A 26,635-nucleotide genomic window follows, 5' to 3' on the forward strand; every position below is an offset into this window, starting at 1 on the left:
CCTCACAGGATCGTCGCGGCTTTCGTGAGGAACCACAGGATCACCACCACCAGCAGGGCGCCGACGCCGACCACGGCACCGAGGTCCTTCCAGGTCTTGCGCTGGTTTTGCACGTCGGCGTAGACGGTGAGCGAGTGCCAGGCGACGCCAAGGAAGGCAAGGGTAGCAATCAGCAGACCGAGCAGAATGCCGCCGTCGTAGGCGTAGTTCTTGATGGTGTCGATCAGGCCCGAGCCCTCACCGCGAGACGGTGCTTCCATGGTTGGCAGGTCGGCCCAGGCCAGTGTCGAACTCAACAGCATCAGACCGCCGAACAGGGCTTTCGAACAGAACTCCCGCTGCAAAGCGAGCGGGCGAGGACAATGACGGGGGAGGTTCATGGCAAGGTCTCCTGATTACGACAGCATGAAAAACATCAGCACGATCAGGGCGAGGGCCAGGCGTAGCGTGCTGCCGCCGAGCGCACCGAAGTTGAGGTTGCCGGCCGCCCAGCCCCGGTAACCGGTCCACAGGGCCCAGGTGCACCAGAGCAATGCGAGCACCAGCACCGATGAGCGCCATAGCACTGAGCTGAGCTGCGGGGTGAACCCGGCCACGGCAGAGAACGCGCTGAGTTGGGCGTCAGTCATGCTCATGAGAGGGACTCGAGTGAGGCGGTTCAGCACGGTCATCACCGGTCAGCTCGACCAGATCAGCTGGCTGCGCACGCGAGGGCGAAAGGTAGTTGTGGATGCCTTGACGCATACGTCCAAGGTCTGCTGCGAACCTCGAGTAGTCGAAGCGATAGCGGGCGCCTGCGGCATCGACTGAGCCGCTGTTGGCACGGTCGGCCAACAGTTCGATGGCAGTGATCTGTCGCTGCACCAGGCCGAGATCTGATCGCTCCGGCGCGTCTTGAGCGACGGTACCGAGAGACACCAGGCAAGCAAGAAATAGGACGGAGGAGGTAGTTTTCATGGTGAATTCCAGCCTTAGATCTGGCATTCACCCTGAGGAATTAGGACGTTTTTGGCATGGATTAAAGGGATCTTTGATCCTTCACTTTAGAGTCTAAGACTTCAGTGAGTACGTCGTGAGTCACTGGCGCAAGTGTGTTGGATCGGCTACGCATTACTCTCCAATGACCGCAATCGACCCTAGACGCTCATACCCGGTCTCTAGCTCGCGGCGCGCTCCGTCACCAATCGCTACGTTTAATGGGCTAGCCGCTCGACAATCCAGTCTACGAAGCCACGAACACGCGCATTCAACTGCTTGTTTGATGGGTAAATCGCAGAAATGGGTATCGTTGCGCACGTGTGTTTTTCAAGGATGGGTACGAGTACACCGGACTCAAACAGTCGCCCAAAACCTGGAAAGCTGCCCTGCACAATTCCATGACAAGCATGGAGTACATGGGCGGACGTAAAGGTTTGCGTGAGATGGTAACGAAGAAGGGGTTCAAGCTGCTTTAGGAATGAGCCCGCGACCGCTTCTGGCCGTTCGCCGCCCGTCCCGAACGACGGGTATCGGTCGATCGCAGCCCTTTGCGACATGTAACTGGCCGATTTCTTCGGGCCAGAGTCGGAGCGTGGGCAGGTCAAATCCGACGCAAACGACCGGTCAAGTCGAATGCAAATGGGGGGTCAAGTACATACATTTACTCAGCTAGAGGCGCGAGGGAAACAACGGCACGATAACTGTCTAAATATCGTTGGTCGCCTCCCACAAATCCGCCATTGCTCGGCTACAGCAGATGGGTAATAACCCACCCTTGCGCAGCTAACGCCGCTTTACACTCTTCTGAAACCCGTTCTGCGTTGACTGCCAGGCAAAGAAAACTGGTAGGTCGTGACATTCCGACATACAGATTGCGGTACTGAGATAGCTGGCTCTCAGGCGTTTTTTTAGCTCGAGTACCGATCCCTGCAATGATGGGCAGCGCGAGCTCCAGATCGAAACGACGACTTGGATGACCTAGAGACTCCATGACGAGGGTTGCCAAGTGCGTTTCACCTTTCATCGAGGCGAGTGTGCCGATGTGAATGTTTAAGCTGCGACCTTTTTTTTCGACTGAGCAAATCGATCGGTGAAGCCCGTGAATAGCCATGGGCGCTGGCCGTTGAAAAACCGGAAGCTCGGTGAACATCTGCAGTGTCAGATGATCTGGGAGCAGCGAGCGCAGCTTTACGTAAAGCGTATTCACGATACGGACGCGCCTTTCTTCATCTGCTTCCGCCACGTTTGCCATGCATAGATTACGAATCAGCAACCGGAAAGCCGACACGTCCTTATCAGCATCGCGCAATTTGCGAATCAGCTGATGATCAGCTTTCAAGCCTTCGACAATCTCCGCTTTGGCAGCGCGCAGCACCAGAAATAACGCTCTGCGGATCTCTTCAAATCGTGATGAAAACGATGCGTTTACGGCAGGTTTTGACCCACCGAGAAGTGCCCAAAATCGCACAAGCTTGAGCCCAGGCAGTTGGTCGCCAGTGGAAGCAGGCCAGTAGTCCAGTAGGGTACGCCCAGCTATCTGTTTTGCGGCATCGCCCTGTTTCCGAGCGCAAAGAGCTTTGACTTTCCCTTTGGTCAGGTCGGTATCGCTGAAGCGGTCTAAGACATGCTCTCCAAACGTCGAGATCACATCTTGTACACGCTCGGTGCTGTAGACGATCAACATGGAGGCGTGACGGTCTTCGCTCTCTCCAGTTACAGCGGCACCCGTCAGCTGTGTTCTGGACACGGACTGAGCGATGTGAGGACCGAAGCGTTTGCTGGAGGATATCGGCAGCGCGTCGCCTCGTGGGAACGTCAAGTGTTCCGCTCCTTCCGAACTACCTAGGATTCGCTGATTGATATCGCCGAAGCGCTGAATGATGACGGTGTCGTCGAACATCAACTGCAACAAACGCTCTTGCTCCCAGGACGTATCCTGCATTTCGTCGATGAAGACGACAGGGAACCTAAGGGATAGCTGGGCCCGAACCTTGGGGAATTGAGTTAACAGGCACTCCGCGTACGCGAACATGTCCGCGTGCCGGAAAACTCCCTCGGCGGCGAGTGTTTGTTTGATACCGACAATTGTCGGATAGGTTTTCGCGCTTGGCTTGGGGAGTGAGCCGGATTCACTGGCTAGGTCCAGAGATGATCCTTTGTAGACCAGCCCCTCTAGCATGGGCGCAACACCTGGGTTCATTTCCATATAGCGCCGCAAGCTGTAATTGGCATTGGCTAAACCTAGTGCTCGACGGGCAAAGATGTCGTTGTCGATCACATCGACGGTCATCCCCTTGCTTCGCAGGTACGGCAGAGCCAGAAACTGATTCACCATGGCGTGAATCGTTCCTATGAAGTGAGGATGCGTGAGTAGGCGACTCCCGTCATGGCTTGTACCTAACCGGCGCTGAATTTCATCACGGGCAACATTTGTATGACTGAGTACACAAACACCTGCGCGGCTTGAGGTCCATCTGCGGCTTAGCATCAACAGCTTCGCTGCAAGCACTGTGGTCTTACCACTACCTGGCGCGGCGTTGATGTCACGAGACTGGTTCTCCAGTAGCACCGTACGCCGCTCGTGATCATTGAAGTTCAAGTCGGGAGTCAGGTCGTGTAGAGCATCAAGATCACCAGCGCCGATCACAGGGACGGTCATGGCTCCGTCCTACCAGTCAGATGACGCAGCGCCTGCTGTAGATAAGGCGGCAGATTGTTGAACAGCTCATCTCCTTTCCCATAATCGCCTGTTGAAATCAGGTGAGCCGCGTATTGGGCGGTGATGGCTTTTGATGCTTCTTTCTCTACGAGCGGTTGATAGATGATGGACGCCAGCTCCGCTTTCGAATGCCCGGCATTCGAGAGTTTTTCCCAGAACGCTGCTGATTCGACAATGGCTTTCTTCTCATCTTCCTCCGTCAGCCGTTCACCCCTCGAGTTTGCCTTCTTAGCCAGATGAATCGCGTCATGCATCAACCGGTCGCATCCGTAAAAGGCGAGATCGTATTCCAATGTCCATTTGTTGGAGACACAGACAATTGTGCTGCCGCCCTGGGCACGGTCGATCTTTGTCTTGACCAACGCCTCGGCCTCCTCCGGCGTATAGTCTTTTTCGAATCGCTTACCTTTCTTGGGAGCGGATACGTAAGTGGCCTCGTCAGGAACGATGTCACGATCCGTGATGCAGGCGACAGGAATGGGAGTCGCCGAACCATCACTCGGCTGGAGGATTCGAGCGTAGTGATAAAGCCCAACCCCGCCGACGTTTACACAAGAGATCCCGTGTTCGTTGAAAGAGTATCCTGCGGCCGCCGCCAAGGCGGGCAAAAGTATCGATTCTGCTGGCCCCTCTACGATCGCAACACCGCGAGCGAAGAACAGGTTCGCTTTGGTGGCATCAATAAAACGTCTCAAGAACTCGTAATCGCTTTTCAGCAGCTTGGTCTTCCCGTGAGCCAAGCTGAACAGCTGAGCACGGTTCACCAAGGTGAGGCTCGCGATGTCGGCGCCCGCCGCCAGAGATGGGCTGTGGGTGGTCATCACGATCTGAACAGGTCGGCTATCTTGCTCAACTGCCTTGGCGGTGCGCTCCAGAAGCTGCTGAACGCGCTCCTGCAACTGCGGGTGGAGATGGGCCTCAGGCTCCTCGATCAACAGTAATCCGAGCTCCTCACCGTCACGCAGAAGAACCAGTTCAGTTGCCATGAACAGAGCGTTGTTATAGCCGAGCCCGCGAATGCATCGCTCACCTGGATCGATGGTGGAGGATGGCAGCAGCGCCAACTCAAAACGCTCCAGAATGGGCTGCAGGCCCAGCTCCGGAGCGATCTGGATACGTGAGGACAGGGCATCGCCAGCAAACGCAAACTTGTTCAGGTAGTTGTCATTGACGTCGTCCTGAACATCCTTGATGACCTGATGCTCGCCCAGATGGTGCTGAGCAAACGCCATCAACCCTACCAGGTTGCTGGGGACGGTAGCTGGAGCAGCGACGTCGAAGTCATTTTTCTCCTGCCCATCAATACGCTTATGAGCGCCCAGAATTTGCGATAAGCGAGATTGACGACCCGGGCGTAGCTCGGCTTCGGCATCTCGAAGGGGACGCAAGTAGGTGGCCCGGATGAGTTCACGAACCGCCGTACCAATCTCGGGCCCCGTGCCATTCGGACCTGAGCAGGTGATTGCCTCGACTCGCCCACGCTTGTTGGCCTTGGGTGGTATCCAACGCGCTTGCAGATAGACGACCAAGCTATGAGACCCGTCCGCTTCGTGGGTCATCCATTCGAGAACTGAAGCCTCTTGCGCCGGGTCGAGGTCCACAAGGGTGGCCTCAATGAACAAAGAACAGGCTCGGGTCTTACCCTTGATGTGAAAATCTGTTTCGAAGAGGCGGACGAACTCATAGCTGGTTGTCCAGAGCACGTAGCGGATCGCATCAACTACCGAGGTCTTGCCTGAATCGTTTTCCCCAACAAGGATGTTGAGGCCGGGGGCGAGCTCCCAATCAAGTGCTGGCGCCGCCGTACCATCGCCAAACGCCCTAAAATTCGACGCCCTGATCCGCTTCAAATGCATCTTGCTTCTCCGTCCTGTTGGAAAGCCTGTCCCGGATGGCGTAACGCACTCCGTGCACTCTGTGTGCTGTAAATGGCTTTTATCACGGGAGCAAGCGCGTCGGAAGGGTAATTTAGTAGCAGGAGGCCATTACGGAGCAACGAATGAGAGCCTGAAAGCCAGCCACAAAAATCTATGGTCACCCCATTTTTTGCAATACTGATTAACGGATGAAATGGATGGCTTGCTTAAATCTATCCGGCGTCAAATTGGGGCAAGCCCCGCGCCACGATGAGAGCCGCGCCTGACGATCCTTAAAAACCGCTCGGCTTCGAGAGCCGATTTTTATGTCAGGATCCTCGCCAGGCCGGTAGGCCGTTTATTTCATCTATTGCTCAGCTATCGCAAAACCTGAAAGGTGAATCGTGGTACAGCAACAACCACAGGGTGAGGCGTTCAAGGCGCCTGGCCCTGTTTCGTATTGGGTGGATGAGCAGTAATCGCCCAAGCTATGCGGGCGAATTTATTGGCCAGTGCACAGGCGACCACGTTTGAGTGTCGGCGCGTCATAAGCGCTCGCACCCAGTCCGCCAGAGCCCCCTTCTGCCGCGCCAGGTTCTGCATGTAGACCCTGGCGCATTGCACCAAAAGGCGTCGCAGATTCTTGTCGCCTCGCTTGCTGATCCCTAGCAAGTTAGCTTTGCCGCCAGTGCTGTACTGCCTGGGCACCAAGCCTAGAGAAGCGGCAAAATCGCGACTGCAGCCGTATTGCTGACCATCGCCCATTTCCACAGCCAGCAGGCTGGCGGTGATCGGCCCGACACAGGGCATGCTCAACAAACGACGCCCTAGATCATCGTCGGCCAGCTGGCCAACCAGCTCTTTATCCAGTGCCTTGACCTGCTCGTCCAAATAGGCGAAATGGTCATGCAGACGTTGCAGCAGCACTGTCAGCCGAGCAGGCAGCTCGTGCTCCGCTAGAACAGCAGACAAACGCTTCATGACCGCCAGGCCCTGAGGCAAGCTGATGCCGAACTCAAGCAAGAACCCATGCATCTGGTTGACGGCCTTAGTGCGGTCACGGATCAGTGACTCGCGTAGGCGATGTAACACAGAAAGAGTCTGCTGAGCTTCGGTCTTGGGCGAAACGAAACGCATCGAAGGGCGCGAAGCGGCTTCGCAGATAGCTTGCGCATCGACGAAATCGTTTTTGTTGCCTTTGACAAAGGGCTTAACGAACTGAGGAGAAATCAGCCTCGCCTGATGCCCCAGGGCGGTCAGCTCACGAGCGACGAAATGTGCGCCGGCGCATGCTTCCATCACCACGGTGCACGCTGGCAGGTTGGCGAAGAACCGCATCATTTGCTGTCGTGAGAGCTTCTTGCGAAACAGCTCCCGGCCGGGCTTATCCTGGCCGTGCAGATGAAAGGTATGTTTGCCGAGGTCGATACCGACCAGTGCCAAATCGCTCATGATGATGGCCTCCGGAATGAAAACACCCTGCGAAAGCGTAGCCCTCGCAGGGTGTCGGGGTGACCATCTCATTAACCGCCTGGACGGGCGGTCTTTAGGTGCGCTACGAATGGACGTTCGTTTTTCAGGTCGCTGAAAAACATCAACGACCGCATAGTAGCTATGCGTGTTCACACAGTGCAACAGAGTCAAAATTGCCTCTATATTGCATAGATCGTAGGCGAAGTCGTAAAAATGCGGTCGTGTCGAAGGGCTGATCTTATGGGAAATTAAATGTAGTTAACACACACGAACACGCATCGAAATTTTTGACTACAGTTAATCTCCAGTATTTTTTATAATCCATTCTGCAAAGCTTCGGTCATGAGGGTCAGGTTCATAAATATCCCTTAGATCTGACTCATACATCTTTGTTGGAATGTCTAGGTGGATATCTGCTTGATTTGAAAGCCGGTGATCCAAAAGCTTTTCTAGCAGATAGTCTATATACATTTCTGCTTGCTCAAAATCGACCCTAAACCATTCAGAATTTGTGTCCTCGTGATTGGTGATTCTATAGTCTTTAAAATCATAGTGAATGCTCGACTCAATCTTTGAGATTGGAGCCAATCTTTTGGGTACATAGTATGCTACGTGCAACCCTAGATTGGGATCGCCAGTTCTAAGATTCCTGAACCTTATTAAAGGATTTCCATCAGTTCGACCTATCTTGCAGCGAGTGTAATCCGAAGAGCTAAGCAGTATATATATCCAGCTGCCAGGAAGTGTTATCATGAACATGATTTGCTTTTAGTTGGTGAGTCGCTCATTATAGCTCATTATGAAAACTTTGAGTTTTTTTCTGCTCGTGCCCGCTAAACGGCGACCCAGGTTATGCGGACATCTAAGTAGGATATACGGTTATGCGGGACTGACCTTCGATTTTTGAGAGCAGTGAGCTTTCGCTTTGATTGAGAACTCGTTTGGCGCGATCGAGGCAGGCAACCAGATCCCGCCACGCGAAGGAGTGAAAAAGACGCCCTACGGAAACACCGGGCGTCTTTATTCACGGCTGAACCTTCACGCTCAAATCACGGCAGGCTCGCCGAGGTTGCAATATTGCCCTTTGAAATTCAGCAGTGGTTTCCTGAAGGTTCAACGCCTTCACTTCACCGATAACGATCACATGGTCGCCTGCAGCATGCTCGCGTGAATCTCGCATTCCAGCCAATGCGGGCTGCCAGCAATGACCGGATTGCTCAGCGGCTGGGTAATTGCACTGAGTTGACGACCTGTTTGCATTCGTCTTGACCAGCCATTTGCATCGGACGTGACCAGCGCACGGGTACGTCTTGACCGGCAGGAATCGATCCATTGCGGGTGCTGAACTAGAGCGCGACGCGGACTCTGTGGGAGCGGGTTTACCCGCGAAGCAGGCGCCGCGGTGGATGGCACCGGCTGTGCCGGTGTTCGCGGGTAAACCCGCTCCCACAAAGATTGATGTTCGGCTCACCGGCGGCTATGGGTGTCGATAGCAGTCAGTCGCGAACGGCTGCAATCTACCCATAGCGGACGTTGTCACTGCACCCTGCGTCTAGTAAAAAGGTGATTTCCTGTTCCAGGCACCGAACCGAATTTATGTCTACTCACCATGGTCAACGTGTTTGTAATCGATGCGGCGAATCAATTACTGCTTACTGTCCATCAATTGAAACGCTAGCGATCATCGGGGGGGGCCACGAGAAGGGTGATCAGGCAGTAGTAGAAGAGATTGCCCGCCGAGAAAATATCGATCCGAATGTTGTCTGGGAATATTTCCGCCACCGGATGAGGCATCTGTGCAAGCAAAAAATTGCCCGCTGCTCATTCTGCGGCGGGCAGCTAAAGACTTGGCGTGCGCGTCAATGTATGCACTGTTGTAGGGAGTGGCACTGACGCACAGTGATTATCGAGCTGAGTTTTCAGATTCCGAACTGCATTCGCACGATTTCTGACTGACCACTATTGGCCGATTACCGACCTCGACGAAGGACCGCTTTGGATCGATAGCGGTCGCTCGCGAATGACCGCAATCGACCCATAGCGGTCGTTCGGAAAGGGCAGCAATTGGCCTGAAGCAGACGGTACGCGATAGGAGCGAGGTGCCGTCTCCGAAGTATTACCTCTCCAGGCCGAGTCACTAGGTCATCAAGCCCTAGCCGCAGGTTTGAGTCGGAAGCTGACGCCCATACGGTTGAACGCATTCATTGCGGCAATCGCCGCTGTCAGGTCAACAAGATCCTTTTCAACAAACATCGCCGATGCGGCTGCATAAGCTTCGTCGGATACCTGTGTCTCGCTTACCCTGGTGACTTCTTCCGCCCAAGCCAGTGCTGAGCGCTCCTGATCCGAGAACAAATATTGCGCTTCATGCCATACCGGCACTAACAGCACCTTGTCCACTGACATACCTGCTTTGATCAGATCGCGTGAGTGAAGATCAATGCAATGAGCGCAGCCGTTGATTTGAGACACTCTGAGAAACACGAGGTGGATCAACGAGGCTGGCAAATTTGTCGCGGTGGTCACGAAATGATGCAGGCCGCCGAGGGCCTTAGCTGCACCAGGCGAAGCTTCAAACCAATTGAGACGATTCATGATTTCTTCTCCTTTGTATGAGCGATGAAGAGCGTGGCCGCTTGTTGGCATACGGCCCACTTGAGATGCAAACCTAAACGCTTGGAGTAGATGTCGGCCCTGAAGCCGACTTTAGGCTTGATCCACTCGACGGCTATGCTTAACAAAATACGCCTGCACATCACCGTACCCTGTTGCCCTTCCAGAATTCAGTGACTCCACCCCCTTGGCGGTACCCTCAACGGTGAAGTAATGCACCTGAGTGAGACCGATGGTGGCAAGGACGGCGGACAGGTAGGGGCGCAGAAAGTCCGGTTGACGGGCCTGTGGGCCGCTGATGTAGCCCCCGCTAGCGATTGCGACGTAAACCGGACGATCCGTCAGATTTCCGACTTTGCCTTTGGCGGTGCCCACAAACGTTTTGCCCACGCGTACCACGTGGTCGATCCATATCTTGAGTGGAGCGGGCACGCTGTAGTTGTGCATCGGGGTGGCAATCAGCAGTACGTCGCATGCTTGCAGTTGGTCGATCAATTCGTTGGAACGGCTCAACGTACTGTCCTGCCCACTTGCAGTGACTACGCGCTGATTCGCTAATGCCTGGGCGTAAGGGGCATCGACTGGGGCCACGGTGTTGAGGTCTAAATCGGTCAACTCAATACCCCTTCTGCCGGCCTCGGTGGCCAAGGCGAACAGGATCTGCTGGGACAGCTTCAGACTTTCCGAAGCCTCTGCATTGGGGCTGGTGACCAGGCGAAGAATGCGCAAAGGAGCAAGTGGCTGTTGGGACGATGTCATGAGGTTTGCCTCCTTGGATGTGCATGCGGGTTATGGCGTATCGAACTGTTTTTGAAAGCGCAGTGCACCCATCAACAGGCCTTCACGGAAGTAGAAACGTTGCGCGCGGGCGTTGGCCAAACCCGTGTCGAGCACCAGGCGCGCACAACCGCTGGCGCGCGCCAGTCGTTCCAAGGCTTGCAATAAGCGCGATCCCCACTGGCCACCCCGCTGAGCCTCGGCGGTTACAAGGTCATCGACATACAGGAATGCGCCGTAGACCAGGTTTTCCTGAAAGCGGTAACCAGCCAGTGCTACAAGAACGCCTGCGTCATAAGCGCCAATCAGGCGATAGCCTTCAAGGCGCATACGGTCGATGCGGCTGACGAAGTCGGCTTCGCTTATCAGATGAGGGCGCAATTGCTGCATTACCGGGAATGCGCTGCACAGGTCATGGGGGCTGTCCAAGGGACGCAGGGCGGGGTCGGCCAGGTCGAGCACGCTGGGTATGAAGTTGTGCAAAGGGAATTTCATGGGAGTTGCCCTCATCAGTAGGTGATGGCGCTATATTGGACTACCATTGACCCACTTGATTGAGCCAAGAAATGGGATATGAACTAGGCCATGATGACCTCCCCCAAGCCGCCTTTTGCTCCCTTGGAAGAGCAGTCCGCCTTGCCCCTGTATCGTCAACTGTACGACCGCGTGCTGGCCGCCGTTGCCGCTGGCACGTTGTCCCCGGGTGACCGCTTGCCGTCGGCGCGCGCCATGGCTAAGGAGCTGGGGGTGGCACGTGGCACCGTCGAACTGGCCTATTCGCTGATGGCCAGCGAAGGGTACCTCCTGGCGCTCGGGCAGAAAGGCACCGTAATCAATCCTGAACTGCAGAAGCCTGTTTCAGCGGCCACCGTATTACCAGTCAGCAGCCAAGTGATCGAAGACGCGCCTGATTCGCTCTGGCGTCCACCGCAGCTGTTGCCGTTCCAGATGGGGGTACCGGCGCTGGATGCATTTCCGCGCAAGATATGGGCGCGTCTCGGTGCTCGGTATCTCCGTGGGATGCGTCTGGGAGATCTGGACTATCCAGCACCCCACGGCCTGGCAGCGTTGCGCAGCGCCATTGCTTCGTATCTGCAGGTGTCCCGAGGTATCGATTGCGGTGCCCATCAGGTGTTTATCACCAGCGGTTGGCGCAATAGTCTGTCCTTAGTCGCACATACCCTGTTGCAGCCAGGCGAGTGCGCCTGGGTGGAAGACCCGGGCTATCCCACTACGCGCCAGGTTCTTCGCCAGTTCGGCCTGGACCTGGAAGCGGTGCCGGTTGATGCCGAAGGCATGAACGTAGAACACGCCATCGCAGGTTCTCGGGCTGCTCAGGTCGTCATGGTGACACCAGGGCATCAGAGCCCGCTGTCGATGGCACTGTCGCTGCCACGCCGACAACTGCTGCTCGATTGGGCTGCCCGCACCGGTGGCTGGATTGTCGAAGACGATTACGACGGCGAGTACCGCTACGTCAGCCGTCCACTTCCAGCGCTGGCCAGCTTGGATCGCCATGGGCGCGTGCTGTATGCCGGCACCTTCAGCAAGGTGCTGTTTCCCGGTATTCGCCTGGCTTATTTGGTAGTGCCGCAGGCGCAGGTGGCAGCGTTCGAGCGCGTCGGACGGGCCTTGTTTGCTGCCGGGTCACCGTCAATTACCCAGGCTTTGGTGGCGGAGTTCGTTGCCGAGGGACACTTCGCTCGGCATATCCAACGCATGCGTCGCCTCTACAACGAGCGACGGGCATTGACCATCAAAGCACTGGAGCGGAGTTTGCCGAAGGGTATGCAGGTGGAACGCTCGCCAGGCGGTATGCACCTGGTACTGCGTTTGCCGGAGGACGTAAGCGACACCGCCCTGGCCGAGCAGGTGCTGGCGAGGGGCATGTCGGTACAAGCGTTGTCGCGCTGGGCTGCCTCATCGCAGCGTCAGTCAGGTCTGCTCCTGAGTTTTACCAACTGCGCCACGACTGCTCCAGGCGAGCAGCTTGGCGCGTTGATCAGCAAGTTACTCAGTTGAGGTTGGCCTTGTTCAGGCCGAAGAGTTCATCGGACGAGCCCGGGATCGCCTGGAAAGCCACATTGAGGCGATTCCAGCCATTGATGGCGACGATCAGGAACGACAAATCCGACAGCTCCTGCTCGGAAAACTGCTCACGCGCACTCGCATACAGGCTGTTGGAGATACCATGAGGCGGCAGTTGGGTCAGGGCTTCAGTCCACTCCAGCGCCGCCCGCTCTGCTGGCGAAAACAGCTGTGACTCACGCCAGACGGCCACGTGGTGAAGACGCAGCTCGCGCTCGCCATGGATCTTGGCCTCTTTCACATGCATATCCACGCAGAACGAACAGCCGTTGAGCTGCGAAGCGCGCAACATGATCAGGTGGGCAAGATCGGCCAGTAGCGGCTTCTTGCTCAGTTGCAGGGTGAGCTCCACCAGTTTGTTGGACGCTTGGGGAGACAGTTTGAAGTAATCAAGGCGGTTGTTCATGGGGTAGTTGCTCGTAGTGGGTGGATGGTTGTTGGAGCCCAATGTAGCAACGCTTGGAATAGCCCCACAGGGCCAAGATGGTAGCTTCGAACTAGGCCATATCTGTATCGAAGTGCGCCATGATCACCTATCGAGCGATAGGGTCGAAGGGGTGCAATGGGCCGTTTATTGGCCTCCGCGAATGGCCGCAATGGGTCGATAGCGGACGGTCAAAGGTATTTTTTGAAAGTCGCAGCCGTAATTGCCACCATCCATCCAAGCACTGCAGCGCATGGCAGTAGGACCCAAATGGGATTCACCGATAAGGGCAGGGTGAGGTAGATCACCCAAGGGCTTACCATCAGCGGCAGCAACAACCGCTTCGCTCGATGGTAGACAAAGCTGCTCTCCCGGCCCGCTCCAAACTTGCGCAGGTCGCGACGCATCAAACCATCGATCGCGCCGGTGATCACCGCGAGCAGGAACAGAGGCATAGATAGTGTGAGTACGGCCAGTCGCACCACGAAGGTGAAAGTAGTGAACAGGGCCGCTAGTAGGTAGTCCTGCGTCAAAACGTAGACCTGCGCGAACTCCCCCTGCTTTGAAGGTTCTCGGCTGAGCAATCTCAGCTGGGTATCGGAATGCGCCCATCCGGTGCGCACTACGACCCAGTCGTTCAGGTGTTCGAGTACCTTGGCGGCCGCTTGCGCCGGCTCTTGCACGAGCAGCGAACTCTTGAAGTGGCCACTGAGCCAGCCCAGCTCGCTCAGCCACATGGCATGGCTGTGATGCCAGCCCTGCTCGGGCCAGAACCACAGCATGCCCACAAACTCCAGCACGATGGAGAAGATCAGCGAAGCGAACAGCAGGCCGAGCAGTCGCAGACACAGCTCGAGCATGCCGATAATGAGCCCCGGACTTCGCTGTGGAGGAGGTGAGCTGGCTGGGGTGGTAGGCATACGGGCTCCGCATACTCGGTTGCTGACGGCGCGCTTACGGGGTGTGTCTGCGCCCGGGAGGAGGCATCTCGGGATCGAAATCGATCGTCGGTGCACCGCCAGCGCTGCTCCACCAACTCCCCGCATTGACGTTGTAGGACTCGCGCATGCGCGCAGCCAGGGTCTGGAGATCCGCCGGCATCGCATCGTCGCTAGCCGGCTTCGGTAGCGGCATGCGTACTTTCCACAGTTGCCCACCTTCCTGGAACGAGAACATCTGCCCCTTGGGCAAGGCGATGATGTGTGCGGGTTCGATCAGTGGCACGGCGGTGGTGGTGACCCGGTCTTGCGAGGAGGAGGTGAAGTCAGTACGGGCATCAGGATCGGCGGTGTCCGTCGCGCCGGAGACCAGGGTGCGTGTCTGCACGTTGACCTTGGGCAACTGGTTGGTCAGCAGTTCGGCGGTGGCGGTCTCCCGTACCCGCAGCATCTGCAGGGTGTTGAAGTTGCCGATGACCTGACCGGCCTTGGCCCGGTTGCCGATCCGCGCCTCGATGTCGCTCAAGGTCTGGGTATAGGCGGTGACCTGGATACCGGCTCCACCACCCTTGTTGATCAGCGGAATGAACTCGTCGCCCATCAGCTCGTTGAACTCATCGGCGTGCAGGTTGATCGGCACCTTGTCCGCGGCGCTGGAGGAGCCTGGTAGACCATGGTCGATACCGTGTTTGTAGATATGGCCCGCGACGGAGACCAGGTCGGCAAACATCGAGTTGCCGACGGCAGCGGCCACCTCGGCATCGGACAGCGCATCCAGGCCGACGTAGACGATGCCGCGTTTGCGGATGACCTGCAGCCAGTCGAAGATCGGCCGTGGATCGTCGAGGTCGGTGTAGTTGGGGGCGAGCAGTTGTGCGGTCTTGCCGCTGGTGAGTTTTTCCAGGAGTGGCAGCAGTGAAGCCACGATCTTGTCGAAGTAGGTGCGGTCGTAGCGCACGGCCGAGCGCAGGCCGTCCATCACCGGATCGAAGATGCGCTTGGCGGTCAGGTACTGCTCGATGGCGACCACGCGCTTTTCTCGGCCGATCATGTGCCGCGGGATGTTCTTTTCGTTTAGGCGACCTTCGATCTGCACGATTGCTTCCCAGGCCTGCGGATCATCGCGGGCGAAGAAGTGCTGGGCGTACTCGATAAACAGCGCATCGATGTTCACCACGTGCCGCTGGATCTGCAGGTAGTCGGGGCGCCGGCCGAGCTCGATCAGCGCCCGGGCGATGATATTGACGAAGCGCCAGGCGAACTCGCGAAACGCCGCCGAGTTGCCTTCACCGCTCAACTGGCCAGCGATGCGGGTGGCGACTTCGGAGATGCGGCCGAAGCGGCCGATGGCGTTGTAGCGGGCGGAAATCTCCGGCCAGCCCAGGTGGAACACATAGAACTCATGCTCGCGGCCGGCGCGCCGCGCTTCCACGCACATGCGCTTGAGCAGATCGGCATCGCCTTTGGGATCGAAGACAATCACCACTTCCTGAGTAGGGCGGTGGATGTCCTGGGTGATGTACACCTCGGCCAGGCGTGTCTTGCCGACCCGCGTGGTGCCCAGCACCAGGGTATGCCCGACTCGCTCTCCCAGCGGCAAGCTGGCTTCCTGTTCCTTCGGCTCGACGCCATGCAGCAGAGGTGAGCCACCCACTGGCGGCAGCGGCCGCACCGGGTTGAATGGGCTGTCCCAGGCGGTCAGGCGGGGCAGCAGTGACAGCCCAGGCGGGGCCTTCTCCAGCAAGTGTTCCATCCGGCGCGCCCACTGGTGGGCAGCCGATTGATTGACGTAGTGGGCCAGCGCCGGGTCCTGGGCCTCGAGCAGACGCTGGGTGTGCAGGCGGGTCCAGCGAAAGCCGCGGCCCATGAACAAGCGCTTGCCACTCACCGGAATCTGGCGACTGGTCAGCGAATAGCGTGGCAGGCGGCGGATATTGCGCCGATAGCGCAGGACGATCCGCGCCTCATTGAGCCGCTTCAGGCCGAACGCGGTATAGGCCAGTGCCATGCCGGCCCCGACCTCGGGTGACAGGGCTACCGCCCAGGGCGAGTGCAGGCACAGGGCGCCGGCACCGGCGCAGATGCCCACGGTGTACAGCTCCACCGCAGGGCGCAGCAGGGACTCCATCGCATGCTCGCTCATGATGAGCCCTCACTGTTCCAGGCCGGTGGGCGTGATCAGCACCGGGTAGTGCTGAAGTTCCAGGCGTTCGGCGATGTCGTCACCACTCACCGGCCAAATGTCCAGCCCCGGGGCTGCCGCCTGGATGCGGCGCAACGCCTGGGCGTCGGCCACTTCAACCGCCAGACCGCTGGCGCCCATGTCCTGCAGCCTCTGCGCATGCTGGGCCAACCATTGCAGAGAGGCGGCGTCGTGCCCGACCAGGAACAGCGGCGTGAATCCTGGCAGCTTCAATGTCCTTGGCGAGACGGCACCGGGTGAAAGGCGTGTACTGTGTACAGGCAGGGCCCAGGTCAGCGCGCGGGGATCGGGCAGTTGGCTGGGGGCCGCGAGCGCGGCAACCGTCCACCACAGGCAGATAAACAGCGTTACCCAGCACCGATGGTTCATGGCTGCGGCCCTCTCGGGGATGCCGCGACCGCCTGGACACGCTGCCAGTGCTGGCTGAACTGTCGGCGGTACTGCGCTGCGGGTTTACCGCCGGCAGGGCGGTGATAGCGGCCCGCCGCCACGACCCAGTCACCGCTGTCGGCATAGTGGGCGCGCAGCAGCTCGGCAGTCACGGCCAGGTTGGCGCGAGGATCGAGAGCCTCGCAGGCGCTGCGGTAGCGATCCGGGTGGTAGCCGAGGTTGGTCTGGCCCAGCCCGACATCGATGCGCTTGGGATCGTGGCGGATCAGCGCCTGTTTGAGTGCGGCACACGCCTCATCACGGCGGGCGAAACGCTGCGGTGTGCCCGCGACATTCAGGGTCCAGGGCCAGGGCATGAGGTGACCCCGCAGTGGCGTACCGCTCTCCTGCAGGGCGATGGCGAATAGCACGGAGGCGGGGATCCCGGCACGCGCGGCAGCCAGTTGATACGCCGGCGGCGGTAGCGCGTCGGCGTGAACGGCCGTGGCGCAGGTCAAGGCCAGCGCGAGGATCAGTCGATGCGCTGCCATTTCCCGTCCACCTGCTGGTAGCGCGCCGGTAAGGGGCGGCTGGCGCCCAGGGCGAACCAGCGGCCGCGGTCATGGTTGAGGGTGACCTGGCCACTGCTGACCTGGGCGGGGGTAATCCCAGCGCTCCGCGCCCATTGGCGCAGACGCCCGTCGTCACCCTGGCTGCCGATCAAGTACACATCGAGGTGTGCGCCGACACGCAGCCACTGCTGGGTGTTGGAGACGCAGGGCGGGCAGCGTTCTTCCACAAACAGGGCAAAGCGGCCGGCAGGGGTAGCCGCTGGATCGTCGGCCATGCCCTGCACGGGCAGCATGCCCGGGAACAGTCGAGCCCAGGCGGCGGTGTAGGCCTTCTGGTAGGCCAGTTCACGCTCAGCGCGTTTGGCTTCGAGACGGACCTGCAGCTCGGCGTAGCGCTGCCGTTCCTGGTCCGAGTCGGCTTCCACCCCGAGAGTGCTGAGCGGGTCGAGCTGCGGCGACCAGTAGTGGCGGGGCCCAGCCTGCAGACGCTCGAACTTGGCCCATTCTTCATCAGACAGTCCCCAGGCCTTTGCCCGAGCCGCATCGGATGCCTGCCGATCCAGCGGCTTTTGTTCGCTGAACTGCGGGGCCGAGTCGACCAGCTTCGGCGCGCTCCACGCCACGCCTGCGAATAGGCAGCTGGGGAGCAGGATGAGCGAGAAGATGGAAAAACGAGCCATACGCACCTCGTCACGGCAGGGGCAGTGTGTGGTCGCCATGCCCCGGGACATGGAACACCACCTGGTCCGCGCGGATCGCGCGCAGCTGCCAGCTGTTCAAGCTGTCGCCAGGCTGTAGCAAGTGCGCGGTCGTCAGCGAATGAGCACCTGCGGGCAGGGCTGTCACGAACCTGATGTCACCTCGGGTCTCGGTACCCAGCAGGGTGAAGGGCGGGTCCAGAGGCTTGGGCTTAGCTTTTTCACTGATGGAGGCCTTTGGCTGCGTGCTGGCGGTCGCAGGCACAGAAGGGCGGGCCGACAGTTTCTCGAGCGTGGCCTCTGCCGTGGCTAGTCGTTGCTCCAGTGTGCTCAGATCGTTGCTGCTAGGCCCTGGCGGTGCTGCCTGGAGCGTCTTGAGCGAGGCGGTCAGCTCATCCTGCTGCTGGCCGAGGGCTGCCTGCGCCGCAGTGTGTCGATCTTGTGCGTCGGCCAACGCCACGACTTGCGGCTGCAGCGTTGTGAGCCGTTCGGCCAACGCATCGATATCGCGGCGCAGGGCGGGCTCTGGGTCGGCCGGGGCGTTGCGGGCCGCAGCCTGAAGCTCGGCCAGTTGCTGATGATGGTTGTACGTTTCGGCGGCGAGCACGGCGGCGCCCAGGCAGAGGGCACCGACCACCAGGGCCTGAAAATGAAGGACCTTCATGGCGTGAGCTCCAGGGTCGAGAAGGGTGGAGCGGGCGGCGGCACGCGCAGGGCATAGCATATGGTCCGATCAACTGGATCGATGTCGAGTCGCCAGGCCGGGCCGCCGATGATGGTCAGGGCGTCCAGCAGCGAGACCGGTCCGAGCTGGTGCTGCACCGCGGGCAGAGGGCGACGGAACAAGCGATCCACCCCAGGGCTATCGGCGCATAGCGCGTAGCCCGAGCGTTGCAGCACGTGACGCAGGGCTTCACCGACGGTGGCGTGCAAGGATGGCGCGATCTGAACGTTGACCAGTTGATACAGCGGTTGGCGCTGCTCCAGCGTCGGTCGCGTCGTGACGAGGGTGTAGCGGTCCTGGCGAACCCAGGCCGGAAGCTGGGTTTTCGGCTCTGGCGATTCTCTCGGCAACGCGGGTGGTGCTGGGGGGGCCGGTGCCGAAGGCGGTGGAGGCGTGCTGCAGCCCGCCAGGGCGATCATCAGTCCGAGGGTGGCGAGTGTGGGTGTGTGCATGACCGTGTCTCGACAAATGTTGCCGATACGATGGCGAAGGTGTGAGTCGAGGCCCCACTGGAAAACCGAATCTGGCCAGCCAGCTTTTCAGTCGGCCACCACGAAAAAAGGCGCCCGGGAGGGCGCCTTGATCAGTCTTCGGTGTAGAGCGGTAGCTCAGCCAGTGGTGCGGCGTCAGGGTCAAAGATCAGCAGGCGGGTGTCTGCCTGGCCTGCCAGCATCAGCAGCTGGAGCAGCACCGGCGGGACATGGTTATCGCGCATGTGCGCACAGACTTCGCTGGCGCTCCAGCCGAACCTGCTGGCTTCATGTGCCGCTACCCAGGGTGTCGAGTACAGCTTGCACCCCACGGCATGGTTGCTGTTGAGCTCGAAGCACTCGAAGAAACCCGCTGGCGAATTGCACCAGGTGCACACCTGCAGGAACTCGAACTCGTCTGCGGGCAGGTGCGCGCTGCTGATCTCCCAACTGCGGCTGTAGTGTCCGGTGGCAAAGGACAGTTGATCGATCAGGTTGCGCGCAGCTTCCACGTTGCCGAGGTCGCCGATATGCATCGAGCGTCCGAGCTGATTGCCCAGGATCTGGTAGAGCACCGTGTTCACCAGGCCGTCGGCCGGGCAGCGCATGCGAACAAACTCGGGTACGCACTCGCCGTCGGTGACCACCGCGACGTCGTCATCAAACAGACACGGCTGCAGGCTGATGGCCTCATCGGGCAGCTCGTTCTGAGCCGGGTGCAGCGCGCGGTAGCACGGCGGGCAATCGTCAGCATAGCTGATCTGCAGGACACGCTCGTAGCGCAAGTCTTGGAAACCGCGAAGAAACGGATTGGGCAGGGAAGGGTGCATGGTGATTCTCCGAAAGCGCCGAGGCCACCCCGAACGGGCGGTGACCTCATGGGCAAAGTGGGCTGTCACATCCAGCCGTACTCGGCCAACGAAAGCGGAGTGCCTTCGCCGACGATGATATGGTCCAGGACGCATACCTCGACCAAGGCCAAAGCCTCGGTCAGGCGGGTGGTGAGTACCCGATCAGCGCCGCTCGGTTCCGAGCAGCCGGAGGGGTGGTTGTGGCTGAAGATCACGGCGGCGGCATTGTGTTCGAGTGCCTTGATGACCACTTGGCGTGGATACACGGAGGCACCGTCAATGCTGCCGGTGAAGAGGATGTCGAAGCTCAACACACGGTGGCGCGAGTCGAGGCAGAGCAAGGCAAACACCTCGTGGTGGTAAGGGGCGAGTTGCAGTTTCAAGTAGGCTGCGGCATCGGCGGGGGTTATCAGCACCTCCCCGCGCTGGAAGTGACGTTGGTCCAGCAGCTGCAGGGCCTCGGTGATCAGCGCATCCTCACGGGCGCGTTGGGCCAGTACCGAATCGAGCGGGTCAACCAGGTTCAAGGCGGTGTTCATGGGCAATTCCTCGTGGCAGATGGAGCGCCCCCTGGGGGAGTGCCCCAGGCTGGTTTAAGTGCGTGATCAAAGGCGCGTGAAGCGATGTCGAGTGCCGTGCAGCGGGCTTAGGCAGCCCTCGCACGGTTGCATGGAGAAGGCCTCGATACCGGCGCTAGTCTGCGGGTCGAAGTCGGCACTCAGCGGTAGCAGGGCTTGCAGTTGGGCGCGCATGTGAGCGATGCGGTGTTCGACTTCAGCCTCGCTGTAGTACAGCGACAGCCCGCTGAAGTCGTCGTAGGCGACTGCCTGCAGGCAGTCTTCGCAGAGCCAGAAGCTTTCCATGGCGACCTCCGACATAAAGGAACAACAGGCGCTCATGAGAGCGCCTGCTGCGGGCGGCCAACCTGCCTCAAGCAGACTGACGTGCGGCGGTCGATTTACGTGCAGCGGGTGGGATTGGCTGGCCTTGGTCAGCGCCACCGTCCGCTTGTTCAGACTCTGCTGATTCAGCAGCCTCAGGCGCTGCAGCAGTGTCGGTCCGAGCCGGCGCACGGTAGCTGAACTGACCGTCGACCTTGATCCACTCGATGAAGATCAGTCGGCCTTTGAGGCTGGCGCCGGGTTGCCCCTTGCGTTCGCCTTTCTCGTACATGAACGGATCGACCCAGAGGTCACCGATGCGAAATGCGATAAGGACCTTGCGTTCCGCGCGGACGTCTTCCAGGTGTTCACGGATCAGCCGGTCGGCTTCACCGCTGGCGACCTTGCAGTCGAAGCGGGTGTACTCGACGTCGTCCGAGGCACCGTGCAAGGCAGCGATGTCACAGGCCATGAACGCTTGGCCGCGGCGAGCCGGGACTTCGCGAACACGGTTGAGGTAACCGATGCCTTGGGTGTGCAGGTTGAAGTAGGTGGTGGGGGCGTTATTGCTTGCAGTAGTCATGATGGAGCTCCTGTTCAGCAGAACGCGGACATCCACCGGCCCTGGCGGCTGGTGAGTTCCGCAAGGGGAGGTGCAAACACATGATCGGTCGAGAAGGCGCTCATCACCGATGGGACGGTGACCGTGCGAGCTGCCGAGCGCGAGTCGCACTTTGGGGGAGAACCACCCGAAACGGGCGTAGCCTTGAAGGTCCTGGCTACCTGGGTGCTGTCAACGACAGCGGTGTGCAGCTCACCTATAGAACGCCCCGAAAGGCCCGTCAACCGTGTTTTTCAGGCGGTCTTGGCGGGCGGAATCGGGTGGCTTTCGGTGGAATCTCGGCGGCGAAAAAATAGCCCGACGGTCATCAGGCTAGGAGGAGTTGGACCACCCTTGACCCGGCGATGTGGCACCGGAGTCCGTCGCAGAGCTCCACTACCGATCCACCTGGATCAACCGACCCTTGTCGTGGCCTGGGTCGGAATAAACTGGCACGCATCCGCGCACAAAAGGTGCCCAGTGTTTCGCCGGCGGGCACCGGAGCTGAGCATCGTCGCCGAAGCGGATGACCCCTATGGCCTGGTACAAGCCGCACGGGTCATCCACCTGGGAGACTCGGAACGCTGAGAAGTCATCCGCGGATGCGCTGAAGTGTGGCTCCGAACTCTAGGAGTCTGACCGAGCTACCCGGAGCGAATCGGTCTTGGTCGCCAAGCGGCGAGGGGCCGGATCACTACACCAGCGCTGCGGTGTGCCGTCAAGTCATGCGTTTTTCGCCCGCTTGGTTTTTGCCACCGGTTTGGTGCCCTTGCACTCGGGGTAGCGGATGCACGACCAGAAGGTGCCGGTGCGACCTTTGCGCTGGCGCATGGCGCTGCGGCAAACCGGACATAACGGCCCTTTGCTGGGGGGCGGCCGCAGGGTGAGCGTGGCGTTACTGCGCACCAGTCGAGTCAGCCACTCTGCCTGTTTGGCGAGAAAGGTCTCGACGCTCAGCTGGCCCGATTCGATGCGGTCCAGCGCCTGCTCCCACAGCGCGGTCATGACCGGGTCGGCTACTTCTGGCGGCACCGCTTCGATTAAGGTATGCGCGGCGGCTGAGGCGGCCAGGCTGCGTTTCTTCTTGGTCAGGTAACCGTGGTCGATCAAACCCTGGATGATTGCCGCGCGGGTAGCCTCAGTACCGAGTCCGCAGCTGTCCTTGAGCTTCTGCTTGAGCCGCGGCTCGGCTACCTGGTTGGCGATGGTTTTCATTGCTTTGACCAAGGTGCCTTCGGTATAGGCCTTGGGTGGTTGTGTGCGCTGTGCGTTGAGCGTGGCGTCGATCAGCGCCACCGTCGCGGATTCACGCAACGTCGGCAGCTGCTGCGCCTGTTCAGCCGGCTCGTTACCGTCGGCCTCGTTGATCACCGCCTTCCAGCCGCGGACCAGGATCTGCTTGCCGCGCGCCACCAGGTGATCTGCCTGGCTGTGCAGCAGCGCCTGGGTTTTCAAGTACTGATGCTCGGGCATGAACTGCGCGAGGTAGCGGGCGCGAATCAGCGTGTAAACCGCCCGCTCGCGCTCGGAGAGCTGCGCCAAATCCAGCGTGACGGCGGTGGGAATTATGCCGTGGTGCGCGGTGATCTTGCTGCTGTTCCAGGCACGGGAGCGGCGGCTGGGGTCGACCTCCTTGAGGATTTCCCCCAGCGATGGTGCGGCGGCGGCCAAGGCGTGAAGGACGCGCGGCACCTCATCGAGCATGCTCTCCGGCAAGTAGCCGCAGTCGCTTCTCGGGTAGGTCGTCACCTTGTGGGTTTCATACAGGGCCTGGGCAGTGGCCAGGGTCTCCTGTGCACCCAGTCCGAGCTTGGCCGAGCAGATCTCTTGCAACGTGCCCAGGTCGAACGGCAGCGGCGGGCCTTCGCGCACGCGCTCGACCTCGACGCTGTCGATCTGTGCGCTGCCAGCTTGAGTGAGGCGCCTGAGCGCCTGCTGCGCGGCGGTTTCGTCGATACAGCGTCCAACCGCATCGCTGACCGCGGCGGTGGGCTGCCAGCGCGCGTGAAAACGGATGCCGTCCTGCTCCAGGTGCGCATCGACGGTCCAGAAAGGTCGCGGCACAAAGCTGGCGATCGCTCGGTCACGCTCGACCACCAGGCGCAGGGTGGGCGTCTGTACACGGCCCACTGGCAGCAGGCCATCGAAACCAGCGCGGCGGCCGAGTAGGGTGAACAGCCGGCTCAGGTTGATGCCCACCAGCCAGTCTGCACGGGAGCGGGCCAGCGCACAGTGATAGAGCGGCAAGGTCTCTTCCCCTGGACGCAAGGTGCCCAAGGCCCGGCGTATCGATGCCTCATCCAGTGCGGACAGCCACAGGCGCAGAATCGGCCCCTGGTACTGGCAGCGCTCGAGAATTTCCCTGGCAATCATCTCGCCCTCGCGGTCGGCGTCGGTGGCGATGATCACTTCGCTGCAGGTGCGCAGCAGTTGGCTGATCACCTTGAGCTGGCCAGCGACCTTGGGCTTGGCCACCAATTGCCAGTGGCTGGGAATGATGGGTAGGTCGTCCAGCGACCAGCGTTTGTAATCCCCATAGGCTTCGGGCGGAGCGGTCTCCAGCAGATGCCCGACGCACCAGGTGACGGTGACGTTCTGACCCTTCAGGCAGCCATCACCGCGATTGCTGGCCTGCAGCACCCGGGCGATGTCGCGGGCTTGGGAAGGTTTCTCGCAGATGAACAGGCGCATACACGTGCCTCTCGGTGGGTACCGACAGGGTGGGGGTGTGGGTGCGAAGCGCCAGGGTAAATCCGAAGGTGCCCAGCTCATATCGGCGGGCATGCGTTACTTGCGTTGCGCGAGGTGGTTCGCCAGCGTTTGCAGAAACTCCAGGGCGAACTGCTTATCCGCTTCACCCAGCTCCTTGATGATCGACGTGATCTGTTGGCCCTGATCCTGCGGGCGAGGGCTGATGGCCAGCAGCAACTCATCGGCAGGGCAGCCATACAGGTCGGCCAATTTCAGCAACTTGCTTACGGAAAGCTCAACCTCGCCTCGTTCGAGGCGCGATACGGCTTCCCCGGAAATCTTCAGGTACTCACCCACCTTCGCCTGAGTGAGGCGGCAGGCACTACGGTAAGCCGCCAACTGGCGACCAATGTGATGTGGGCTAGGCTCTTTCACGGGCAATGGGGGCGCTCTCCAATTCGACTTATATGGTCGAACAGCAACCCAAATATATGAACAACTCAGAAGGTTGACTAACAACCCTATGGGGCGTATTACCGAAAAAAGCTGGATGACTCGACCGTCACCACGGAGACAACAAACTTGCACGGATCCCACCAGAGTGAGGCAGATGCATTAGCAATCAAGGCCTATGAGCTGTTCATGGCCACCCATCTGGAGCCGGACAAGGAAGAGGCTCGCGCCCGGTTGATTGCCTGGGTTCAGGAGAGTCCACTGCACTGGCGGGCATTCCTTGCCCTGGACCAGTACTTGGCGGAAGTGAAGCTAATGCTCGAACATGAGCGGCGCAAGAGCGTCCGGCGAGAGTGAACCAACGGCAACAGCCAGCATTGCCCGCTGAGCTGCCTGTATGGTTCCAGTGATATCGCGCTGCGGGCGGCGATTCCACTGAGTACCACGCACTTACCCTGACTTGCGTGGCGCTTTCTTGCCTCCCCCCTTGCGCGAAGTGCTGGCATTGTCGCTGGCTTTCTCACGCATGGTCACCGAGGTCAGGCGGTGCGGCAGAATACCGATGCGCCGCGCCTCCACCTTGAACGTCACGCGTGCGTTGTCCTCGCTATCCTCCCATTCCTCCTTGACCGTGCGCCCTTCAACCAGGACGCGCATGCCTTTCTGGTAGAGCGTGGCCCAGTGTTCGGCGTCGCGGTTCCAGAGCTCTACGGGCGCCCAATAGCCGCCGCGATCCTCGTAGCCGCCTTCGCGCGGTACGGGGTTGTCGAAATAGACATTCAGCCGCAGCAGGCGCCGCGGCTCATCTGGATTGGTATTGAACTCCTGATACTCCGGCACGCTGCCGATGTTGCCTTCACCAACAAACAAAGTACTCATGCGGGTTACTCCTCGGTGGGGGAACGGGTTAGGGCGAGCTTGGCGGCCTCAAGCTTGCTGACACCGCCGATAGCCTGGCGATACAGCGACTGCAGGCTGCTCATCTGCAGGTTCAGCACCACGCGGTTGGTCTCCAGCTGATACAACGCTTGCCGCAGCTCAGGGTGCAGACGTGGCTGAACCACCGCCTCCTGCCACACCTGCACGCCCATGCGCTGGAAGTCCGGACTGCGCCAGCGCAGGAAATCAGTGCCCGTCGCGCTGTGCTGGACGACCAGTCGCAGGTCCAGCAACGAGAAGGGTGGCTGGGCCATGATCGCCAGCATCACCGCCATCAACTCGGCGACCTGGGTGCGCAGGCGCAGGATCGTCTCGGCGAACTGCTGCAGTTCCCCCTTACCCTTAAAAGGCTTTAAAAGGCCTTTTAGGGAGGCACCCTGTGCGAACTCGCGATAGGCATCCGCTGACAAACGCCGGGCAATGGCTTCGGCCAGGGTCATGTCTCACCTCCGTCGTTCGCGGTGTCCGCTGTAGGCAGCTCCTCGGCTTCCGGCGGATTCGGGCCTTCGATCTCGGAGGGCGCGTTGCTGCGGGCAATCGGCGGGGCAAACTGAGAGCGGCGCGTCCCTTCGAGAATGTCCTGCGGCAGGGTGCCGAACTTGTCGATGGCTTCGCGGGCACGGGCGTTGTTGGCGGCCATGTCGTCGCGGCTCACCCCGGCCAGTCGGTAGCGCTGCGCCAGGCCAAATAGGCTGCGCAGCAGATGCGCCCCGCCATCGATCCACGACTCCATGTCGCCCCGGCCGATCAGCGCCGTGTGGTGGGCAAGCAGTACCCGCCGGACCAGGGTGTCGTAGTCGGTGAGCAGGTAGATCGCGAGAAAGCCCAGCTGGCTGCCGATGAACAGCGGCAGGGTGACGGGGTGGATATTGAGGTTGTCACCGACATCGACTTGCGTTGGCAGGGCTCGTTCTACGCGGCTCATTTGCTGCGTCAGCGTGGCCATGTCCAACCTGGCCTGCAGCAGCTTTTCCTCCAGTTGCAGCATGAACCAGTCCGCATAGGGATCACCTTGGCTGCTGGCGTGTTTGAGCAGGTTGGTGACGCTGATGTAACCGGGCATACCCAGGATCGGATGTACCCCGTCGCGACCGCTGCGCCCCTGCCACAGCCGTGCCGCATGGTGGGTGTGCAGAGTCAGGGTGATGCTGCTGCGCAGGGAGCCCAGGTTGAGTTGGTAGTGATCGACCATCGCCAGTACCTCGCCGTCGGAATGACGCCGACGATGGGCCTAACCCTGGCCGGGGACGCGAATCATCGCGAAGATGGTGCGGTCACATTTCCAGAAGGGTGGACGTTGTTGGAATCTATGGCATC

At 59.8% G+C, this 26,635-nt stretch carries 28 protein-coding genes and 2 pseudogenes; 2 read left to right on the forward strand and 28 right to left on the reverse strand.

The window, feature by feature from the left end; all coding sequences use genetic code 11:
- Window positions 1-2: 2 nt before the first annotated feature.
- The 11 genes and pseudogenes from JZZ72_RS09670 to JZZ72_RS09720 form a co-directional block, all read right to left on the reverse strand.
- On the reverse strand, window positions 3-380 hold the full coding sequence (locus tag JZZ72_RS09670) for a TIGR03745 family integrating conjugative element membrane protein (protein ID WP_210014347.1): 378 nt from the start codon (window positions 378-380) through the stop codon (window positions 3-5).
- A 15-nt stretch (window positions 381-395) separates the two neighbouring features.
- A complete protein-coding gene (locus tag JZZ72_RS09675; protein WP_041167230.1) occupies window positions 396-635 on the reverse strand; it encodes a TIGR03758 family integrating conjugative element protein in 240 nt (79 codons plus the stop codon).
- Complete coding sequence (locus JZZ72_RS09680; RefSeq protein ID WP_210014348.1) at window positions 622-957, reverse strand: integrative conjugative element protein, RAQPRD family; 336 nt, start codon at window positions 955-957, stop codon at window positions 622-624. The genes JZZ72_RS09675 and JZZ72_RS09680 overlap by 14 nt, the downstream gene beginning before the upstream one ends.
- A 769-nt stretch (window positions 958-1,726) precedes the next feature.
- Window positions 1,727-3,637 (reverse strand): UvrD-helicase domain-containing protein, encoded by a 1,911-nt coding sequence (locus JZZ72_RS09685; protein WP_210014349.1) that lies wholly within the window; start codon window positions 3,635-3,637, stop codon window positions 1,727-1,729.
- On the reverse strand, window positions 3,634-5,553 hold the full coding sequence (locus JZZ72_RS09690; RefSeq protein WP_210014350.1) for an ATP-dependent nuclease: 1,920 nt from the start codon (window positions 5,551-5,553) through the stop codon (window positions 3,634-3,636). The genes JZZ72_RS09685 and JZZ72_RS09690 overlap by 4 nt, the downstream gene beginning before the upstream one ends.
- A 471-nt stretch (window positions 5,554-6,024) precedes the next feature.
- Window positions 6,025-7,005 (reverse strand): annotated as a pseudogene (locus tag JZZ72_RS09695) (IS110 family RNA-guided transposase); the annotation flags it as partial.
- Window positions 7,006-7,323: 318 nt separating this feature from the next.
- Window positions 7,324-7,785: a GIY-YIG nuclease family protein gene (locus tag JZZ72_RS28235; protein ID WP_408004341.1), complete on the reverse strand. Its 462-nt coding sequence runs from the start codon at window positions 7,783-7,785 to the stop codon at window positions 7,324-7,326.
- Window positions 7,786-8,070: 285 nt separating this feature from the next.
- Window positions 8,071-8,250, reverse strand: a pseudogene (locus JZZ72_RS27790) (flavin reductase family protein); the annotation flags it as partial.
- 921 nt (window positions 8,251-9,171) lie between these two features.
- Window positions 9,172-9,621: a carboxymuconolactone decarboxylase family protein gene (locus JZZ72_RS09710; RefSeq protein WP_210014354.1), complete on the reverse strand. Its 450-nt coding sequence runs from the start codon at window positions 9,619-9,621 to the stop codon at window positions 9,172-9,174.
- A 111-nt stretch (window positions 9,622-9,732) separates the two neighbouring features.
- Window positions 9,733-10,398 carry an FMN-dependent NADH-azoreductase gene (locus JZZ72_RS09715; RefSeq protein WP_210014355.1) on the reverse strand — a complete coding sequence of 222 codons (666 nt, stop codon included), beginning with the start codon at window positions 10,396-10,398 and terminating at the stop codon, window positions 9,733-9,735.
- A gap of 30 nt (window positions 10,399-10,428) precedes the next feature.
- Window positions 10,429-10,911 carry a GNAT family N-acetyltransferase gene (locus JZZ72_RS09720; protein ID WP_210014356.1) on the reverse strand — a complete coding sequence of 161 codons (483 nt, stop codon included), beginning with the start codon at window positions 10,909-10,911 and terminating at the stop codon, window positions 10,429-10,431.
- 90 nt (window positions 10,912-11,001) lie between these two features.
- Here JZZ72_RS09720 and pdxR point away from each other — a divergent pair, with 90 nt between their 5' ends.
- Window positions 11,002-12,438, forward strand: coding sequence for a MocR-like pyridoxine biosynthesis transcription factor PdxR (pdxR, locus tag JZZ72_RS09725; RefSeq protein ID WP_210014357.1), 1,437 nt, complete (start codon window positions 11,002-11,004; stop codon window positions 12,436-12,438).
- Here the strand turns inward: pdxR and JZZ72_RS09730 are convergent.
- The 14 genes from JZZ72_RS09730 to JZZ72_RS09795 all read right to left on the reverse strand — a co-directional run bounded on the left by JZZ72_RS09730 (window position 12,431) and on the right by JZZ72_RS09795 (window position 24,367).
- Complete coding sequence (locus JZZ72_RS09730; RefSeq protein WP_012314955.1) at window positions 12,431-12,910, reverse strand: carboxymuconolactone decarboxylase family protein; 480 nt, start codon at window positions 12,908-12,910, stop codon at window positions 12,431-12,433. The two genes, pdxR and JZZ72_RS09730, sit on opposite strands and share 8 nt — an antisense overlap.
- A gap of 209 nt (window positions 12,911-13,119) precedes the next feature.
- Complete coding sequence (locus JZZ72_RS09735) at window positions 13,120-13,848, reverse strand: TIGR03747 family integrating conjugative element membrane protein (protein WP_182375168.1); 729 nt, start codon at window positions 13,846-13,848, stop codon at window positions 13,120-13,122.
- Between the two features lie 34 nt (window positions 13,849-13,882).
- Complete coding sequence (gene traD / locus JZZ72_RS09740; RefSeq protein ID WP_210014358.1) at window positions 13,883-16,009, reverse strand: type IV conjugative transfer system coupling protein TraD; 2,127 nt, start codon at window positions 16,007-16,009, stop codon at window positions 13,883-13,885.
- Between the two features lie 9 nt (window positions 16,010-16,018).
- Window positions 16,019-16,438: an integrating conjugative element protein gene (locus JZZ72_RS09745; protein ID WP_210014359.1), complete on the reverse strand. Its 420-nt coding sequence runs from the start codon at window positions 16,436-16,438 to the stop codon at window positions 16,019-16,021.
- Entirely contained in the window at window positions 16,435-16,989 is a 555-nt protein-coding gene (locus JZZ72_RS09750; protein ID WP_210014360.1) for a lysozyme family protein, read from the reverse strand. Before JZZ72_RS09750 ends, JZZ72_RS09745 begins: the two co-directional genes overlap by 4 nt.
- Window positions 16,971-17,690: a TIGR03759 family integrating conjugative element protein gene (locus JZZ72_RS09755; protein WP_210014361.1), complete on the reverse strand. Its 720-nt coding sequence runs from the start codon at window positions 17,688-17,690 to the stop codon at window positions 16,971-16,973. The genes JZZ72_RS09750 and JZZ72_RS09755 overlap by 19 nt, the downstream gene beginning before the upstream one ends.
- 10 nt (window positions 17,691-17,700) lie before the next feature.
- Window positions 17,701-18,372 carry a hypothetical protein gene (locus JZZ72_RS09760; RefSeq protein WP_210014362.1) on the reverse strand — a complete coding sequence of 224 codons (672 nt, stop codon included), beginning with the start codon at window positions 18,370-18,372 and terminating at the stop codon, window positions 17,701-17,703.
- The gene (pilL2, locus tag JZZ72_RS09765) at window positions 18,369-18,884 is read right to left on the reverse strand and encodes a PFGI-1 class ICE element type IV pilus protein PilL2 (RefSeq protein WP_210014363.1); all 516 of its coding nucleotides are present in this window, start codon (window positions 18,882-18,884) and stop codon (window positions 18,369-18,371) included. Before pilL2 ends, JZZ72_RS09760 begins: the two co-directional genes overlap by 4 nt.
- A gap of 131 nt (window positions 18,885-19,015) precedes the next feature.
- On the reverse strand, window positions 19,016-19,732 hold the full coding sequence (locus JZZ72_RS09770; protein ID WP_210014364.1) for a DUF5983 family protein: 717 nt from the start codon (window positions 19,730-19,732) through the stop codon (window positions 19,016-19,018).
- 65 nt (window positions 19,733-19,797) lie between these two features.
- Window positions 19,798-20,292 carry a JAB domain-containing protein gene (locus JZZ72_RS09775; protein ID WP_014753671.1) on the reverse strand — a complete coding sequence of 165 codons (495 nt, stop codon included), beginning with the start codon at window positions 20,290-20,292 and terminating at the stop codon, window positions 19,798-19,800.
- 66 nt (window positions 20,293-20,358) lie between these two features.
- Window positions 20,359-20,616: a hypothetical protein gene (locus JZZ72_RS09780; protein ID WP_210014365.1), complete on the reverse strand. Its 258-nt coding sequence runs from the start codon at window positions 20,614-20,616 to the stop codon at window positions 20,359-20,361.
- A gap of 67 nt (window positions 20,617-20,683) precedes the next feature.
- Window positions 20,684-21,217, reverse strand: a complete 534-nt coding sequence (locus JZZ72_RS09785) for an STY4534 family ICE replication protein (protein ID WP_210014366.1) — start codon at window positions 21,215-21,217, stop codon at window positions 20,684-20,686.
- A 741-nt stretch (window positions 21,218-21,958) separates the two neighbouring features.
- The gene (locus tag JZZ72_RS09790) at window positions 21,959-23,926 is read right to left on the reverse strand and encodes a DNA topoisomerase III (RefSeq protein WP_210014367.1); all 1,968 of its coding nucleotides are present in this window, start codon (window positions 23,924-23,926) and stop codon (window positions 21,959-21,961) included.
- A 96-nt stretch (window positions 23,927-24,022) separates the two neighbouring features.
- On the reverse strand, window positions 24,023-24,367 hold the full coding sequence (locus JZZ72_RS09795; protein ID WP_210014368.1) for a helix-turn-helix domain-containing protein: 345 nt from the start codon (window positions 24,365-24,367) through the stop codon (window positions 24,023-24,025).
- Between the two features lie 141 nt (window positions 24,368-24,508).
- On the opposite strand from JZZ72_RS09795, the gene JZZ72_RS09800 reads away from it, so the two are divergent.
- Window positions 24,509-24,736, forward strand: a complete 228-nt coding sequence (locus tag JZZ72_RS09800) for a hypothetical protein (RefSeq protein ID WP_210014369.1) — start codon at window positions 24,509-24,511, stop codon at window positions 24,734-24,736.
- A 93-nt stretch (window positions 24,737-24,829) separates the two neighbouring features.
- Here JZZ72_RS09800 and JZZ72_RS09805 read toward each other — a convergent pair whose 3' ends face one another.
- The 3 genes from JZZ72_RS09805 to JZZ72_RS09815 are packed head-to-tail and all read right to left on the reverse strand — an operon-like array spanning window position 24,830 to window position 26,510.
- On the reverse strand, window positions 24,830-25,258 hold the full coding sequence (locus JZZ72_RS09805) for a single-stranded DNA-binding protein (protein ID WP_210014370.1): 429 nt from the start codon (window positions 25,256-25,258) through the stop codon (window positions 24,830-24,832).
- Between the two features lie 5 nt (window positions 25,259-25,263).
- Window positions 25,264-25,758, reverse strand: coding sequence for a DUF3158 family protein (locus JZZ72_RS09810; protein WP_210014371.1), 495 nt, complete (start codon window positions 25,756-25,758; stop codon window positions 25,264-25,266).
- Window positions 25,755-26,510: a PFL_4669 family integrating conjugative element protein gene (locus JZZ72_RS09815; protein WP_210014372.1), complete on the reverse strand. Its 756-nt coding sequence runs from the start codon at window positions 26,508-26,510 to the stop codon at window positions 25,755-25,757. Before JZZ72_RS09815 ends, JZZ72_RS09810 begins: the two co-directional genes overlap by 4 nt.
- Window positions 26,511-26,635: the final 125 nt, after the last annotated feature.

Source organism: Pseudomonas palmensis (assembly GCF_017848315.1).
Lineage (GTDB): Bacteria > Pseudomonadota > Gammaproteobacteria > Pseudomonadales > Pseudomonadaceae > Aquipseudomonas > Aquipseudomonas palmensis.